Consider the following 17,811-nt stretch of genomic DNA (forward strand, 5'->3'; position numbering starts at 1 on the left):
GGATCCGCGTCATTCAGGCGTTCGGGTTACGGTGGAACGTCGGATTCGTCTCAAGCGCCATCTGCTCGCGCCCCGTCGGCGCCCTCGCTGCGACGACATCCGCCCCCATCGACATTCAGCCAAGGAGCCCGTGTGAGCGAACACGTCCCCATCCCCGATCGACCGCGCATATCGGTCGTGACCAACGACGACGGCACCGGTTCGGTCACCGTCGACGGCAGCATGCGCACCGTGAAAGCGCGTGACGCGGCCGGCGCCCGGGAGGCGGTACTCGCGCTGGTGGTCGAGGTGGCTCAGCAGCACGGACGCCCCGTGCGGGTCGCGGCCAGTGGCAGCGACGGCGTCAGTGCGCTGCTCGTCGCGCCGGACGGATCGGTCGAGGAGGGCGTCGAGGCGGATGACCTCGGCGTCACCGCGCCCCCGCCGGCCGCACCGCCGGTGACCACGCCGCCGGTGACCACGCCGCCCGCGACGGCGGCACCCGCCACGACGACGTCGATCCCGGTGATGCCGACGACCGCTGTGCCCACCGCAGCGCCGACCGCAGCGCCGACGGCCGCGGTACCGAGCGAACCCGCGACCGCGCCACCGGCGCCCGCCGCGGCATCCGATGAGTCGTCTTTCACCCGGCGGGACGCGCGGCTGCTGACCGCGCGCGATTTCGCCGAGTCGGCCCAGACGCCGACGCGCATCCTTGCCACCGAGGGCGTGCGCGGCGGATTCAACAAGATCGGCTTCCGGCTGGCGCCGGGAAAGAAGGAGCAGGCCAAGCGTGATCGCCGCGAGACCATCCAGCGCGCGTTCACCGGTCGCAAGACCATCGCCGTGATCGGAGAGAAGGGCGGCGTCGGCAAGACGACGACCACGTACCTGCTCGGTGCGACGCTCGGTCGCGTGCGCGGCGGCAGCGTCCTCGCGTGGGACAACAACGAGTACAAGGGCACGCTCGGCATCCGTTCCATGCCCGCGCCCTCGCACGACCGCACCGCGATCGACCTGCTGCGTCACGTGCACGACGGCCCCGGCCAGCTCAGCTCGGCGGACCTCATCGACTTCGTGCGCGGCCAGCGCGACAACAAGTTCGACGTGCTCGCCTCGCAGAACCTCGACGGCGACAGCGATGTGATCGACGAAGAGGCCTTCGGGCTTCTGCACGACACGCTGAGTGCCTCGTACCGCGTGATCATCGTCGACACCGGCAACAACTCCAAGGCGGGCACGTGGCAGTCGGCGGTCGCCGCGGCCGACGTGCTCGTGCTCACGACGATCGTGAAGGAAGACAGCGCCCGCACGCTGGCATCGATGGCCGACACGCTGGTCGCCCACGGCCACGAAGCCAAGCTGCGCAACGCCGTCACCGTCATGAGCCACCCCTCGCCCACGAGCCACCCGGACCTCGAGCAGCGACTGACACGCCACATGGGCGAGCTGACGCGGCAGGTCGTCGCGGTGCCGTTCGACGTCTCGCTGGACCGCGGCGACGTGATCGACTACGACGCCCTGACCGACGCGAGCCGCGAGGCCTGGATGGAGGTCACCGCGGCCGTCGCCGCGGGCCTGCGCTAGTTCGACCGGGGGCGACGGCGCTGTCGGGTCCGTACAACGAGCCCGTCGGACGCCGTCGCCCGGCTTTGTGCACACTCGCCAATCGGCTTGCCCGTGCGTTGTAGGAAGTCCTACCGTCACAGTGACTCTTCCTCTCGCGACCCGAAGGTGATGCACATGGCTGACGCCGCCGTCCGCACCAAGAAGCCCGCTGTCCACAAGCGCACGCCCGCCGGCGGCGCCCCGACCGCCGCGCACACCGCGGAGGAGGCATCCGAGCCCCGCATCGATGTCGCCGCCGTCACGAACCTGCTGCTCGGCACGTGGGGCGAGACCCGCCGCACCGCGCGCGAGACGATCAAGGACCCCGCGTTCTGGCGGATCGACGGGCAGCCCATGCCCGATCATCGCGAGCGGGTGCTGACGCAGCTGCACCTGCTGGTGGAGCACGGCGGCTCGCGCCGCGCGTTCCCCGAGGAGTACGGCGGCCAGAACGACAACGGCGCGAACCTCGCCGGCTTCGAAGAGCTCGTGCTCGCCGACCCCAGCCTGCAGATCAAGTCGGGCGTGCAGTGGGGCCTCTTCGGCTCGGCGATCTTCCAGCTCGGCACCAAGACCCACCACGAGAAGTGGCTACCGGGTGTCATCGACATGAGCCTTCCCGGTGCGTTCGCGATGACCGAGACGGGGCACGGGTCGGATGTCGCGGCCATCGGCACGACGGCGACCTACGACCCCGACACCGAAGAGTTCGTGATCCACACGCCGTTCCGCGGTGCGTGGAAGGACTACCTCGGCAACGCGGCGCTGCACGGCAAGGCGGCGACGGTGTTCGCGCAGCTGATCACGGGCGGCGTCAACTACGGCGTGCACTGCTTCTTCGTGCCGCTGCGCGATGAGAACGGCGACTTCCTGCCCGGCATCGGCGGCGAGGACGACGGCGTCAAGGGCGGCCTCAACGGCATCGACAACGGGCGCCTGCACTTCGACCACGTCCGCGTGCCCCGTGAGAACCTGCTCAACCGCTACGGCGACGTCGCCCCCGACGGCAGCTACAGCTCCGAGATCCCCAGCCCCGGCCGCCGCTTCTTCACGATGCTCGGCGCCCTGGTGCAGGGGCGGGTGTCGCTCGACGGCGCCGCCACGACCGGCACCGCGCTCGCGCTGTACATCGCTCTGACCTACGCCAATCAGCGCCGTCAGTTCGACTCGGGTGCCGGAAGCGAAGAGGTCGTGCTGCTGGACTACGGCAAGCACCAGCGGCGTCTGCTGCCCCTGCTGGCCCAGAACTACGCGCAGTTCTTCAGCCACGACGAGCTGCTGCGCAAGTTCGACGGCGTCTTCTCGGGACGCACCGACACCGCCGAGGAGCGCGAAGACCTCGAGACGCTCGCCGCGGCCCTCAAGCCGCTGTCGACGTGGAACGCGCTGGCCACGATCCAGGAGGCTCGCGAGGCCTGCGGCGGCGCCGGCTTCCTCGCCGAGAACCGCATGGTCGGCCTGCACCAGGACCTCGACGTCTACGTCACGTTCGAAGGCGACAACAACGTGCTGCTGCAGCTGGTCGGCAAGCGGCTGCTGGCCGACTACGCCAAGCAGTTCAAGGGGAAGGATGCCGCGGCCCTGGCGCGCTTCGCCGTCACGCAGACCGCGGGCAAGCTGTTCCACGGTGCGGGCCTGCGCCAGCTCGGGCAGGCGGTGGCCGACTTCGGCTCGACGGCCCGTTCGGTAGAGCTCGGACTGCGCGAGGACCAGCAGCACGAGCTGCTCGCCGGCCGCGTGCAGCAGATGGTCGCCGACGTCGCGGGCGCCCTTCGCCCGGCATCCTCGCTCTCGCCGGCCGAGGCCGCCGCGCTGTTCAACAGCCACCAGGCGGAGCTCATCGAGGCCGCCCGTGCCCACGGCGAGCTGCTGCAGTGGGAGGCGTTCACCGACGGCGTGAACCGCGTCTCGGACGAGGGAACGAAGCGCGTGCTGACCTGGCTGCGCGATCTGTTCGGCATGCAGCTGATCGAGAAGCACCTCGCGTGGTACCTCGTCAACGGCCGGCTGTCGACCCAGCGTGCGGCATCCGTCTCGCGCTACATCGACCGCCTGGCGACGCGGCTGCGCCCGCACGCGCAGGATCTCGTGGACGCGTACGGCTTCGAGCCGGAGCACGTGCGTGCGCCGATCGCGTCGGGTGCCGAGCGCGAACGCCAGGACGAGGCCCGCGAGTACTACCGCGCGCTCGCGGCCTCGGGTGAGGCGCCGGTGTCGGAGAAGTCGCTCAAGAAGAAGGACCGCGCGAGCCGATAGTCACGGAACGGTAACGATGGCCGGAGGCCGTGTCAGGGTCCCGATCTCGCGAGCATTCCGCTGATGAAGGCACCTCGCTGGGCTCCGCGCCTCGGGCTTCGCGCGGATGGAGGGTTTTCAGGAGGGGATCGCGTCGGGAAACGCGCTCCCCTCCGACATCCTCCCGCTGGGGCGGCGGCTGGGGCGGCGCCGGTGGCGGCGCGTCGTCAGCTGTCCGACCAGCCGCACATGCCGCATTCGCCGGTCGCCGAGACTTCGACGAAGCAGTTCGGGCACGTCGCGCGCTGACGCTCGGGGATGGTCGGCTTGGCGGGCCGGCGCTCGGCGGCCGCACGCGAGGACCGCGCCGAACGGCCCGGGGCGACGTATGCCGCCACGACGGGTCGCTGAAGCACCGGACGATGCTCGGCGCAGTAGAAGCGCACATAGCCGTCGTGATTCTTGGGATGACGGTGCTTGTACGCCCACAGTTCGGTGCGCGGACGCGGCTCGGAGTCGGTCCCGCACGTGAAGCAGCGCGTCGGCTCGCCGGGGACGATGTCGGCCACCACCACGAGCGTGTCGAACGGGATGGCGTCCCGCCAGTCCGATGATGCGACGATCTTCATGGGGAGCCTCCTGCGTGCGAGCCCGAATGGGCTCAACACTCAACGGTAAGCGACGGGGGCGCCCTGCGGGTACCGAGTCCCGCGTCCGTTCGCCGCTCGTTGCCGGTTCGTTCGTCATCCAGGTACGCGAATCCCGCCCGCGGGCGTACCGAGACGACGAATGAACGGGGTCAGCGGCGTGCTCGGTGAGCGCCCGGCGCCCGGGCCTCAGAACGGCGGTTCCTCAGGCGTGGTGTATCCGGTCGGCGTGCTGACCTCGACGGTGCCGTTCTCACGCGTGCGGTAGGCGAACGTCGTCTGATGTCGGCGGCCGTGATCGGGGGGACAGAGCGGCCGGAGAAGTCGCAGGTTCGTCTTGCCTCCCTGCGACCACGGCACGTCGTGATCGATGTCGGCCTCCATCGCGAGTCTCGTGCAGCCATCGCGGGTGCAGAGGTGGTGCTGGAGGACGATCCAGTCCCGCTGAGCGCCGGTGGAACGGTAGACGCGGCGATCCATATCGACGACGACGCCACGCACGGGATCGGTGATCAGGCGGCGAAAGGCCTTGGCGTCGAGGAAGAGCTGCTTCGCTACCAGCGGCGGGATCGGGCCGTGCCCGACGATCTCGGCGGTCTCGACCGGGACGCTTGGGTTCGGCGCATCGCCGCCTCCGGCGAGGAGCGTCACGGGCACGGTGACGAACACCTTCGTCTTCACCGCCGTCGGCGTGCCCGCGCCCCGCAGCCACCCCGAGAACAGGTCTGCCCGGATCTGATCGCGCGACCGTGTCTCGGCGCGGTCCTTCGCGACGTGCTTCGCCGTGGCAGTCAGCCTGCGTTTGATCGCGACGGCGTCCAGCGTCGGCACGAGAGCCGAGACCCACGACATGCCGTCGCCGGCGTGCTCGACGATCACCCTGCGGTCGCGCAGCGCCATCGCGTGCCGTTCATCCGCCCGGCGCGCGTCGAGCTTCTCGACGAGCCGCGCGAGCCGGGAGCGGAACCCCGCCGGGGTGCAGGCGACGGCCCAGTCGTCGGCGCGACTGTCGAGCTCGCGGACGGCGGCGGCCGCGGCATCCTTCTCTTCCTTCGTCGCGTCAGGTGCCGGCAGCAGCCGGTACGCGCCGGCGAGTGTCGAGTCCACGAGCGGGAGAGCGACGTAACCCTCTTCGGCGCGCCGCCACAATTGCGGAAGCCACCTGCGGGCATCGCGCGTGAGCCGTATGAGGTCGCGGACCGCCTTCTCCCCGAGCTGCAGTCGCAGTGACACGTCGAACACGACCGCACGCTCGGCGATCTTGGTCGCCAGCTCGCCGTCGGCCGTGGTGTAGACGTACGGGCGCCGCTCCGCGAAGTCGACCGCCTCTACGATGTTCACCGCGCGACGTGCGAGGCGCCGGTTGGCGTCCATGTGGTCGCTGACGACGTCGTCGAGCAGGTAGCCGAGGTACTCATCGGCCGGCGGTGACACAGCGAACGTTTCATCGTCCGTCCGCTCGTCTCCCATGCATCTAGGATAGAACAGAACTTCGAGAAATGGAAGGCCTCATCGTGAGCGATTCGAACGCGCAGACCTTCGACGAGCTCATGTCGCTGCCCGGCCGTAGGCTGGCGCGGTGAGCGTGCGAACCGGAGCCGATGGAGTCGCGCGCTGCGCGTGGGTGGGCGAGGATCCGGAGTACGCGCGGTACCACGACGAGGAGTGGGGCCGGCCGCTCCACGGCGACCGGCCGCTCTTCGAGAAGATGAGCCTGGAGGGGTTCCAGGCCGGCCTGTCGTGGATCACGATCCTGCGCAAGCGGCCGCGGTTCCGCGAGGTGTTCGCGGGCTTCGACCCCGAGATCGTTGCTCGGTTCGGCGAGGCCGACGTCGAGCGGCTGATGACGGATGCCGGCATCATCCGCAATCGTGCGAAGATCCTCGCCACGATCTCCAACGCCCGCCTCGTGCTCGAACTCGAGCCGGGCGAGCTGGACGCGTTCATGTGGTCGTTCGCCCCCGACCCGGCTGGACGACCCCGGCCGAAGACCTTCGCCGAGGTCCCCGCCACCACGCCCGAGTCGGATGCGATGAGCAAGGCGCTTCGCAAGCGCGGCTTCCGGTTCGTGGGCTCGACCACGATGTACGCCCTGATGCAGTCGGCCGGCATGGTCGACGACCACGTCGAGGGATGCTGGCGCGCCGAGGGGTGACCGGCCCCGGCCCGCCGTTCCCTCCCGTGCCACCGTCGTCCTTGCGATCCCTCTCCGGCCGCATCCGGACGACCGCCGGAGTCCATGCCGAGGAATGAAAACCGGGTTCCGGCGGTTCCATGAGCCGGAGGAACCACATGGATTACGGACACGCCCTCGAGTTCGGTGCGTTCATCACGCCGGCGGCCGCCGACCCGCAGACCCCGGTCGAGCTGGCGCAGCTGGCCGAGGCATCCGGTCTCGATCTCGTCACCTTCCAGGACCACCCCTATCAGCCGGCGTTCCTCGACACGTGGACGCTCATGTCGTTCGTCGCGGCCCGGACCGAGCGCGTCCGCATCTCGCCGAACGTGCTCAACGTGCCGCTGCGTCCGCCGGCCGTCGTGGCACGAGCCGCGGCCAGCCTCGACCTGCTCTCGGGCGGCCGCTTCGATCTCGGCCTGGGCGCCGGTGGCTTCTGGGACGCGATCGAGGCGATGGGCGGCACGCGCCTGACCCCGGGCCAGGCGGTGAACGCCCTGGAGGAGGCCATCGACCTCATCCGCGAGCTGTGGCGCACCGACCAGCGCGGCGGCGTCTTCACAGACGGCCGCCACCACCGGGTGCACGGCGCCAAGCGCGGCCCCCGCCCGGCCCACGACATCCCGATCCTCATCGGCGCCTACAAGCCCCGTATGCTGGCCCTGACCGGGCGCAAGGGCGACGGGTGGCTGCCGTCGCTCGGTTACATGCAGCCCGGCGACCTGCAGAAGGGCAACGCGGCGATCGACGAGGCGGCCACGTCCGTCGGCCGCGACCCGCGCGAGATCCGCCGTCTGCTCAACATCGGTCAGCTCGCCGCCGACCCGGCCGAGTTCGCCGAGCGCCTCGCACGGCTGGCGAGCGAGGACGGCATCGGCACGTTCATCCTCGCCGCCGACGATCCGCGGCTGCTGCGGTTCTTCGGCGAAGAGGTGGCGCCCGCCACGCGCGAGCTCGTCGCGAAGGAACGTGGCGCCCGCGGCACGGCGGAGGCGCCGCGGCGCTCGTCCGCGGCACTGTCGGCACGGCGCGCCGGCATCGCGTACGACGACGTGCCGCCAGGCCTGCGCGCGATCGAGCCGGGCGACTTCGAATACGGCGACGTCCGGGCGACCTACATGCGCGGCGGAGCGCCGGGCATCGTGCTGCAGCCCGAGACGACGGCGCAGGTGGCCGAGGCGCTCGCGTTCGCGCGGCGGCATCCCGACCTTGCACTCGCGGTGCGCAGCGGCGGGCACGGGATCAGCGGCCGCAGCACCAACGACGGCGGCATCGTGATCGACCTGCGGCGCCTCAACGGCATCGAGGTGCTGGACGAGGAGCGGCGGCTGGTGCGCATCGGTCCGGGCGCGCGGTGGGCCGAGGTCGCCGCGGTGCTGGGCGAGCACGGCTGGGCGCTGACGTCGGGCGATTACGGCGGCGTGGGCGTCGGCGGGCTCGCGACCGCGGGCGGCATCGGGTTCCTCGCACGCGAGCACGGCCTGACGATCGACCACCTGCGCGCGGCCGAGGTCGTGCTGGCTGACGGATCGATCGTGAGGACGGATGCCACGAACCATGCCGACCTGTTCTGGGCGATCCGCGGGGCGGGCGCCAACGTCGGCATCGTGACGTCGTTCGAATTCGAGGTGGACGAGGTCGGTCAGGTCGGCTGGGCGCAGCTCGCGTTCCAGGTCGACGACATGGCGGCCTTCCTCGAGGGATACGGCACGATCGTCGAGTCGGCGCCCCGCGACCTCACGGTGTTCCTCCTCGCGGGCGGTCCGCGGCCGGGTCAGCCGCAGGTCGTCCAGCTCTACGGCCTCGTCGACTCCGACGACCCCGACACGATCATCGCGCGGCTGCAGCCGTTCGCCGAGCTCGCGCCGCTGGTCCAGCAGTCCGTGCAGCTCACGCCGTACGCGCAGGTCATGGCGAACGCCGACCTGGGTCCGCAGCACGGCTCGGGTGAGCCGCACTCCCGTTCGGGGCTCATCGAGCACGTCACGCCCGCCTTCGCCGAGACGGCGGCGGCGATGCTGGCGTCCGGCGCGATCCCGTTCTTCCAGCTGCGCGCCGTCGGCGGCGCCGTCTCGGACGTCGCCGAGGACGCCACCGCCTACGCGCACCGGTCGGCGAACTTCTCCGTCGTGGCGCTCGGTTCGGACCCGGCGCGTCTCGACGCGCAGTGGCGCGCCCTCGCCGAGCACACGGCGGGCATGTACCTGAGCTTCGACTCGTCGCTGCGGCCCGAGCGCATCGCCGAGGCGTTCCCGCCGGCGACGCTCGAGCGCCTGCGCGCGATCAAGGCGGCGTACGACCCGACGTGCGTCTTGCGCGACAACTTCGCGATCGAGCCCGCCGAGTCGGCCGACGCCGCCTGAGCCGGGACGGCATCGAGCAGGATTCAGGAAGCGGGATGTCCTCATTGGTGGGCAGAATGTAGGTCGCACCGTCGAGAGGACTCCATGGCCGAGGCATCCGTCCCCCACATCGCCGACACCCACTCCGTCATCCGGGTGGTCGGAGCGCGAGAGAACAACCTGAAGAACGTCTCGGTCGAGATCCCGAAGCGGCGCCTCAGCGTCTTCACCGGCGTCAGCGGCTCGGGCAAGTCGTCGCTGGTGTTCGCCACGATCGCCAACGAGTCGCAGCGGCTCATCAACGAGACGTATCCGACGTTCGTGCAGCAGTTCATGGGGCAGCTCAACCGGCCCGAGGTCGACGGCCTCGAGAACGTCAGCCCCGCGATCATCGTCGACCAGGAGCGCATGGGCTCCAACTCGCGCTCGACCGTCGGTACGGCGACCGACGCGCACGCGATGCTGCGGATCCTGTTCAGCCGCATCGGCGTGCCGCACGTCGGGTCGCCGCAGGCGTTCTCGTTCAACATCCCCTCGGTCAAGGGCAGCGGCGCGATCACGGTCGAGCGCGGCGGCGCGAAGGGCAAGCCCGAGCACCGGACGTTCGAGATCACCGGTGGCATGTGCCCGCACTGCGAGGGTCTCGGCGAGGTCAGCGACATCGACCTGGACGAGCTCTTCGACAAGACGAAGTCGCTCGCCGAGGGCGCGCTGACGATCCCCGGGTACAACGTCGACGGCTGGATGGTGAAGGGATTCACCGAGTCGGGCTTCGTCGACCCGCACAAGCCCATCCAGGACTACACCGAGCAGGAGCGCGCGGACTTCCTCTACAAGGAGCCGACGAAGGTCAAGATGGCGGGCATCAACATGACCTACGAGGGTCTCGTGCCCAAGATCACGAAGGGGATGCTGCAGAAGGACCGCGACTCGCTGCAGCCGCACATCCGGGCGTTCGTCGAGCGGGCCGTGAAGTTCATGCCATGCCCCGACTGCGGCGGCACGCGCCTGAACGAAGGCGCGCGGTCGTCGAAGATCGACGGCGTGAGCATCGCGGATGCGGCGGCCATGCAGATCACCGACCTCGCCGAGTGGCTCGCCACGATCGGCGACCCCGCCGTGGCGCCCCTGATGGCCGGTCTGCGCAAGACGATCGGCTCGTTCATCGACATCGGGCTCGGCTACCTCTCGCTGGACCGCGCCGCCGGCACGCTCTCGGGTGGCGAGGCGCAGCGCACCAAGATGATCCGGCACCTGGGGTCGGCGCTCACCGACGTCACGTACGTGTTCGACGAGCCCACGGCGGGCCTGCACCCCCACGACATCCAGCGCATGAACGACCTGCTGCAGCAGCTGCGCGACAAGGGCAACACCGTGCTGGTCGTCGAGCACAAGCCCGAGGTCATCGAGATCGCCGACTACATCGTCGACCTGGGGCCGGGCGCGGGGCGCGCCGGCGGTGAGATCCAGTACACCGGCGATGTGGCGGGCCTCCGCACCTCGGGCACGATCACGGGCCGGCATCTCGACGACCGCGCACGCATCAAGCCCTCGACACGTGCACCCAAGGGGGCGCTCGAGATCCGCGGTGCGACCCAGCACAACCTGCGCGAGGTCGACGTCGACATCCCCCTGGGCATCCTCACCGTCGTCACGGGCGTCGCCGGCTCGGGCAAGTCCTCGCTCATCCACGGCAATGTGCCGGCCTTCGACGACGTGGTCGTGGTCGACCAGTCGCCGATCAAGGGCTCGCGACGGTCGAGCCCTGCGACCTACACCGGCCTGCTCGACACCATCCGGTCGGCGTTCGCGAAGGCGAACGGAGTCAAGCCGGGCCTGTTCAGCGCGAACTCCGACGGCGCCTGCATCGCCTGCAAGGGGCTCGGCGTCATCATCACGAACCTCGGCTTCACGCAGAGCGTCGAGACGCTGTGCGAGGTGTGCGACGGCACCGGCTTCAGCGACGAGGTGCTCGAGTACCGCCTCGACGGGAAGAACATCGCCGAGGTCCTCGCGATGTCGGCGGACGAGGCATCCGTCTTCTTCACGAAAGGTCCCGCGCACACGACGCTCGCACGCATGATCGACGTCGGCATCGGCTACATCACGCTGGGTCAGGCGCTGAACACCCTCTCGGGCGGCGAGCGGCAGCGGCTCAAGCTCGCGATCTCGATGGCCAAGAAGGGTGCGATCTACGTGCTCGACGAGCCGACGACCGGTCTGCATCTGGCCGACGTGCAGAACATGCTCGGGATGCTGGACCGCCTGGTCGAAGCCGGCAACAGCGTCATCGTGATCGAGCATCATCAGGCGGTCATGGCGCACGCCGACTGGATCATCGATCTCGGCCCGGGCGCCGGACACGACGGTGGCGAGATCGTCTTCCAGGGGACCCCGGCCGACCTCGTCGCGAACGGCGCGACGCTGACGGCGCAGCACCTGCGCGAGTACGTGGCGGGCTGAACCTGCCGACGCCGCCGAGGCATGGGTGATTGTCCCCATGGAATGCCCCTGATCAGGCAGATTACGCTCGTGGGTGTGGGCGCATGCCGTCCGTTCGCACACCACGCGACGGGTTAGGCTGAGGCGTTCCCCTGGGCTCGTGGGGTAGTCCTGGGACGCCTCACGTCGGTCGGTGCGCGAAGGCGCACGATGCCCCAGAGGAGGCGGCGTTTCTTCATGAGGTTGTTCGCTGGGCTTCGTGCGCGCCCTCGTGCGCTCGCGTCCGCAGGTGCGGTCACGGCGGCGGCGGTCGTCGTCACGACGCTCGCGTTCATCTACGAAGGGCTTCCCACCACCGAAGTCGACCTGCACGACGGCGGGGTCTGGGTGACGAAGGAGTCCGCGCTGCTCGTGGGCCACTTCAACCACGAGTCCCAGGTGCTGGACGCCGGGCTCCGCACGGTGAGCGACGACTACGACATCCTTCAGTCCGGGTCGACGGTGCTCGTCATGGACGAGGCCGATTCGACGCTCGCGGTCGTCGATCCCGCGAACGTCGCGCTCGGCGAGCCGGTCGACCTCCCCGGTGCGGCGAAGGCCGTCCTCGGCGGGCAGACCCTCGCGGTGCTCGACACGGCCTCGGGCGATCTCTGGGTCGCGCCCGCGCAGAGCGCCGGCTCGTTGAAGGTGCAGGGGAACGACCCCCTCGTGAACCTCGGCAAGGGGGCGGATGCCGCGGTCGGCGTCGACGGCACGGTGTACGCCGTCGCCCCCGCGAGCGGTGAGGTCGTCATCGTGCGCACCGACGCCGAGGGTGAGCCGGCCGAGCCCGAGCGGCGCACCGTCGAGGGCCTGCCCGAGGCCGCGGCGGCCTCGATCACGGTGGTGGGCGACCAGCCGGTCGTGCTCGACGCCGACACCGGCACCGTCTACCTGAACGGAAGCCAGGTCCCCGTGAAGGGCGCGACGGTGCTCCAGCAGCCGTCCACGGCAGCCGATGTCGTCGCGGTGGCCACGTCCTCGCAGCTCGTGAACGTCCCCCTCGACGGCTCGAAGCCGCAAGAGGTCGATGCCGGGGGTGAGGGATCCCCGGCCCCGCCGGTGTTCCTCGACGGCTGCACCTACGCGGCGTGGAGCGGCTCGGGCAGGTTCCTCCGCGATTGCGCGGGCGACGCCGACGACCTCGAGACCGACGTCGCGGGCATCGAGCCCACATCGGTGCTGCGCTTCCGAGTGAACCGCGACGTCATCGTGCTCAACGACGTCATCGGCGGTGCGACGTGGATGGCCGCCGAGGATCTGCGCCGCGTCGACAACTGGGAGGAGATCACCCCGCCGGAGGGTGAATCCGAGGAGGACGAGCGCACATCGGAGGACACCACCGAGACGACGCTGCCCGAGCGCTCCGACGTCAACACGCCCCCGACGGCCGCCGACGACGACTTCGGGGTGCGCCCGGGACGGACCACGATGCTGGCCGTGCTCGACAACGACAGCGATCCGGACGGCGACATCCTGACCGCGCGTGTGACCGGCGACGGACCGTCCTTCGGCGAGATCCAGGCTGTCGAGAACGGGCGCGCGCTGCAGATCGCGGTGCCCGAGGATGCCACGGGCTCTACGAGCTTCACGTACGAGATCACCGACGGCCGTGGCGGCTCCGACACCGCGACAGTGGATCTGACGGTCCACGGGTGGGACGTCAACGAGGCCCCGAAGGCGAAGCGCGTGACGACCGTGGCCGTGGAGGCCGGCGGCGTCGTGACGTACAACCTGCTGCCGGACTGGTACGACCCGGACGGCGACGACGTCTTCCTCAAGTCGGCCGTCGCCGCGGACGGCGACGAGTCCGACTTCACCTCGGACGGACGTGTCACGTTCCGCGCGGTCGGAGGGACGCAGGGGCGCAAGGACGTGCCGGTCGTCGTGTCGGACGGCACGGACGACGCGACCGGCGATGTGCGGTTCGACGTCAAGCCGATCGGCACGACGGTGCCGGTGACCAACGCCGACTACGTCGTCGTGCGCGCGGGCCAGACCGCGACGGTGTCGCCGCTGCTCAACGACGTCAGCTCGACCCGGGAGCCGCTGCGGCTCGCGCGCGTGGACGAGGTGGACGGCGCGACCATCGCACCGGACTACCCGAACAAGACCTTCTCGTTCCGTGCCGACACGGCGGGGACGTACTACGTGCAGTACCTCGTCGCAGCGGGTGTCCAGCCGGTCCCTGGCCTCGTGCGCGTCGATGTGATCGAGCAGGGCGAGACCGACCTCCCGCCGGTCGCGGTGCGCGATGTCGCACTGCTGCCGAGCGGCGGCGAGGTGCTGGTCGATGTGCTGCAGAACGACAGCGACCCGAACGGCGGCATCCTCGTCGTCCAGTCGGTGACGGTTGAGCCGGGCGCGGGGATCGCGGTGGCCGTGCTCAACCACGAGACGCTGCGAATCACCGACCAGGCCGCGCTGGCGCAGCAGGTGCGCGTGTCGTACCGCATCTCGAACGGGTCGCAGCAGGCCGAGGCCGATGTGATCGTCATCCCGGTGCCGGCGCCCGCTCAGCTGCGCCCGCCGGTTGCCAACGACGACACGGCGGTGGTGCGCGCGGGCGATGTCGTGACGATCCCGGTGCTCGACAACGACTACCACCCCAACAACGACGCGATGCACGTCGCGCCGCAGCTCGTCGAACCGCTCCCTGAGCCGGAGTCGGGCGAGATCTTCGTCTCGCAGGACACCGTCCGCTTCCGCGCGTCGGACGAGCCGGGCACGGTGTACGCCACGTACGAGGTCGTCGACAGCACGGGCCAGAAGGACGCCGGCTACATCACGATCCAGGTGGTGCCGGTCAATGCCGAGACCAACGCGGTTCCACGCCCGCGCGACATCACGTCGCGCGTGCTGAGCGGCAGCCGCGTGCGCATCGGGGTGCCGCTGGACGGCATCGACGGCGACGGCGACTCCGTCGAACTGGTCGGCGTCGATACGCCGCCGGGGAAGGGCCGGATCGTCGAGACCGGCTCGGATTACCTGGTGTACGAGGCGTTCGGAGACACCGCGGGCGTCGACGGCTTCACCTACCGTGTGCGCGACCGCCTCGGCGCGGAGGCGACCGCGACGATCCGCGTCGGCATCGCGCCGCCCGAGTCGGCGAACCAGTCGCCCTACGCCGTGAAGGACTCCGTCGTCATGCGCCCGGGTCGCAGCGTCGCCGTTCCCGTGATGGCGAACGACTCCGACCCCGACGGCGACCGCATCGACCTGATCTCGAACGCCCTCGTGCTGTCCGATGAAGACGGCCTCGAAGCTGAGGTCAAGGGCGGCCGCGTCGTCGTGACCTCACCCGATCAGCCGGTCGAGACGTCGCTGCAGTACTCCATCAAGGACGAGCGCGGCGCGCGAGCCACCGCCGTGCTGCAGATCACCGTCGCCGAAGACGTGCCGCTGCTTCCGCCGATCGCGCGCGACGACTATGTCCGTGCCGCGGACGTCGAGGACGGCCTGGCCGACGTGGACGTGCTGGGCAATGACGAGGACCCGGACGGCACGATCGACGCGCTGACGGTGACGATCGCGGATGCCGCGACCCGCGTCCGCGCCGACGGCACGGTGCAGGTCACCCTGCGCGACGACTCGCAGCTCATCCAGTACACGCTCACCGACGAGGACGGGAACGAGGCATCCGCCTTCATCCACGTTCCCGGACTCCTGAAGCTGCCGCCGACGCTGACGACCACGGCGCCGATCGAGGTGCGCAGCGGCGAGACCATCGAGATCCCGCTGTCGGAGCACGTGCGAGCCGTTGACGGCGGCCGCGTGATCGTCACCGAGGCGGCGAAGGTCACTGCTGCGCACAGCAACGGGGCCTCGCTCATCAAGGACGAGGCGACGCTGGTCTATACATCCGCCTCGGACTACTTCGGAGACGACGCGATCACGTTCGAGGTCACGGACGGCACGGGCCCCGACGACCCCGCGGGGCGCACGGCGACACTGACCCTGCCGATCACGGTCCTGCCGCCCGAGAACCAGCAGCCCACCTTCGCGAACGGGCAGATGGACGTCGCACCGGGCGAAGAAGCGAGCAGTCTCGACCTGGCGGCACTGACGGACGACCCCGACCCCGACGACCTCGCCGGCATGCAGTACGAGATCGTGGGCGGCTCTCCGGACGGCATGACGGCGTCGATCGAGGGCGGCGAGCTGCGCGTGAGCGCCGCAGCCGACACACCGAAGGGCAGCGCGGCGACGATCGCGCTGCGCATCACCGACGGCGTCACGGACCCGGTCGACGGTTCGGTGAACGTGCGCGTCACGGCGTCGACGCGGCCCCTGCCCACCGCGAACGACGACGTGATCGACGAGGCGCACCAGGGCAAGACCCAGAATGTGGCCGTGCTCGCGAATGACTTCAACCCGTTCGAGGGTGACGGCAAGCCGCTCAAGATCACGACGGCATCCGTCGACACCGGTGACGGCACCGCCAAGGTGACGGGTGAGAGCATCGAGGTGACGCCGGACGAGTCGTTCTTCGGCACGATGGTGGTGCGCTATCGCGTGCAGGATGCCACGGCCGACGTCGACCGCGAGGTCGAGGGCCGGATCCGGCTCACGGTGCAGGGGCGGCCCGACGCGCCGGGAACGCCGACGGTGTCGAGCGTGCAGGATCGCACCGTCGTGATGTCGTGGACGCCGCCGGCCGACAACGGGGCGGAGATCACGGGGTACACCGTCTCGTCCACCTCCGGGGCGTACTCCAAGAAGTGCCCGGCGACGACATGCACGCTCGACGGTCTGACCAACAACGTCGAGTACAACTTCACGGTGATCGCGACGAACCGCGTCGGCGACTCCGACCCGTCGGCCCCGTCGGCGACGGCGCGTCCCGACGCACGGCCCGACACTCCGCAGGCGCCCACACTCGGGTTCGGCGACCGCAGCCTGAAGGTGGCGTGGGTGACCCCGCCGACCCCCGGGTCTCCGGTGGAGTCCTTCAACCTGCAGATCTCGCCGGCACCGCCGTCCGGCGTGTCGCTGAAGGCGCAGGTCACGGGCAACAGCCTCGTGTGGGAGGGGCTCGAGAACGGCGTCTCGTACCAGGTGCAGGTGCAGGCGGTGAACCGCGCGCCCGAGCCGTCGAGCTGGAGTGCCTGGTCGCTCGGCGAGATCCCGGCGAAGGCGCCTGATGCGCCGGCCGCCCCCACGATGAACCGTCTCGACCCCGTCGGCAGCCAGTCGCAGCTCGAAGTGGTGTGGACCCCGCCCGCCAGCAACGGAGACGCCATCTCGGCCTATCAGGTTCAGGTGCTGCACGGTGGAGCGGTCACGAACACGATCGACGTGAGCGGCAGCGCCACTCGTCAGGTCGTCAACGTGCCGAATTCGACGACGAGCTACGCGTTCAAGGTCCGAGCGCAGAACAAGGCGGGCTGGGGTGCGTGGAGCGCAGCGTCCGAGCCGATGCGGGCCGTCGGCGTGCCCGGGTCGCCGACGAACGTGACGCTGTCTACCCCGGATCCTGACAGCTCGGTGCTGGTGACGTACACGAACGCTCCGGGCAACGGTACGGACCAGTCCGAGATGAGCTACGAGTACTCGCTGAACAACGGCCCGTGGATGGCGCTGTTGAACGGCAACAAGATCAGCGGCCTCTCGACGTCGACCGACTACACCGTCCGCATGCGCGCGAGCGTGCGGTACGGAACCATCGATTTCGATGACGGCTACAGCTACTCCAGCGAGCCGTCGGCGGTGTCGAACAGCGTGCGGCCGTACGGCCCCGTCAACACGCCGGGAGCCAGCGCATCGGCGAACGGCACGACCATCACCTACTCGTGGTCGGCGCCCGCCGACAACGGCCGCACGATCCAAGTGATGCAGGTGAACATCAACGGCGAGGGCTGGAAGAACGTCGGCCGGACCGGCAGCGAGTCGCGGAGTCTCGGCTACAGCACGACGAGCAGCATCCAGGTCAAGGCGATGGACACCGAGGGCCAGTGGTCCGCGGTCGCCACCGCCTCGGCCACGACGATGGCGCGGCCGCAGCCGACGGCGACGACGGCGAAGGGCGCGTCCGGCTACTGGCCGGGTCAATGCGAGCACTCGTCATGCGCGCGGATCTCGGTGGATGTCACGAACTTCGCCGCGGGCAATTACCAGGTCCGGTGCAACGACAACGAACCCTCGGACGGCCCTGGCACCTGGCGGAACGCCTATATCCCCGCCGACGGACGGTTCGACCTGACGTGCTTCTTCGGAAACCCGGGGTACCAGGTCTGGGTGGACATACAAGGGGGGACACCCGGCAGTTCCGCGCCCATCGTGTGGTAGCAGCCCCGGTCGCGACGGACGGACGCGGCCATGGGTGTTTGTCCCCATCGATGCC

8 protein-coding genes are annotated in these 17,811 nt (G+C 70.0%); 6 read left to right on the plus strand and 2 right to left on the minus strand.

Annotated elements, in window-relative coordinates; genetic code table 11:
- The first annotated feature begins 132 nt into the window (after nucleotides 1–132).
- Together HF576_RS14430 and HF576_RS14435 are read left to right on the plus strand one after the other, a co-directional pair.
- A complete protein-coding gene (locus HF576_RS14430; protein WP_168913489.1) occupies nucleotides 133–1,566 on the plus strand; it encodes an AAA family ATPase in 1,434 nt (477 codons plus the stop codon).
- Nucleotides 1,567–1,722: 156 nt separating this feature from the next.
- The gene (locus tag HF576_RS14435) at nucleotides 1,723–3,843 is read left to right on the plus strand and encodes an acyl-CoA dehydrogenase family protein (RefSeq protein WP_168913490.1); all 2,121 of its coding nucleotides are present in this window, start codon (nucleotides 1,723–1,725) and stop codon (nucleotides 3,841–3,843) included.
- A gap of 206 nt (nucleotides 3,844–4,049) precedes the next feature.
- Here the strand turns inward: HF576_RS14435 and HF576_RS14440 are convergent, their stop codons facing one another.
- A complete protein-coding gene (locus tag HF576_RS14440; protein ID WP_168913491.1) occupies nucleotides 4,050–4,451 on the minus strand; it encodes a glucose-6-phosphate dehydrogenase in 402 nt (133 codons plus the stop codon).
- 207 nt (nucleotides 4,452–4,658) lie between these two features.
- Nucleotides 4,659–5,939: an HNH endonuclease signature motif containing protein gene (locus HF576_RS14445; RefSeq protein ID WP_168913492.1), complete on the minus strand. Its 1,281-nt coding sequence runs from the start codon at nucleotides 5,937–5,939 to the stop codon at nucleotides 4,659–4,661.
- A 109-nt stretch (nucleotides 5,940–6,048) separates the two neighbouring features.
- Between HF576_RS14445 and HF576_RS14450 the strand changes: the two genes are divergently transcribed.
- From HF576_RS14450 to HF576_RS14465, 4 genes are all read left to right on the plus strand, one after another.
- Nucleotides 6,049–6,624: a DNA-3-methyladenine glycosylase I gene (locus tag HF576_RS14450; protein WP_168913493.1), complete on the plus strand. Its 576-nt coding sequence runs from the start codon at nucleotides 6,049–6,051 to the stop codon at nucleotides 6,622–6,624.
- Between the two features lie 137 nt (nucleotides 6,625–6,761).
- Nucleotides 6,762–9,008: an LLM class flavin-dependent oxidoreductase gene (locus HF576_RS14455; RefSeq protein WP_168913494.1), complete on the plus strand. Its 2,247-nt coding sequence runs from the start codon at nucleotides 6,762–6,764 to the stop codon at nucleotides 9,006–9,008.
- An 84-nt stretch (nucleotides 9,009–9,092) separates the two neighbouring features.
- Nucleotides 9,093–11,450 carry an ATP-binding cassette domain-containing protein gene (locus HF576_RS14460; RefSeq protein WP_168913495.1) on the plus strand — a complete coding sequence of 786 codons (2,358 nt, stop codon included), beginning with the start codon at nucleotides 9,093–9,095 and terminating at the stop codon, nucleotides 11,448–11,450.
- Nucleotides 11,451–11,666: 216 nt separating this feature from the next.
- Nucleotides 11,667–17,756, plus strand: coding sequence for an Ig-like domain-containing protein (locus HF576_RS14465; protein ID WP_168913496.1), 6,090 nt, complete (start codon nucleotides 11,667–11,669; stop codon nucleotides 17,754–17,756).
- Nucleotides 17,757–17,811: the final 55 nt, after the last annotated feature.

The organism is Microbacterium salsuginis, assembly GCF_012524205.1.
Classification (GTDB): Bacteria; Actinomycetota; Actinomycetes; order Actinomycetales; family Microbacteriaceae; genus Microbacterium; species Microbacterium salsuginis.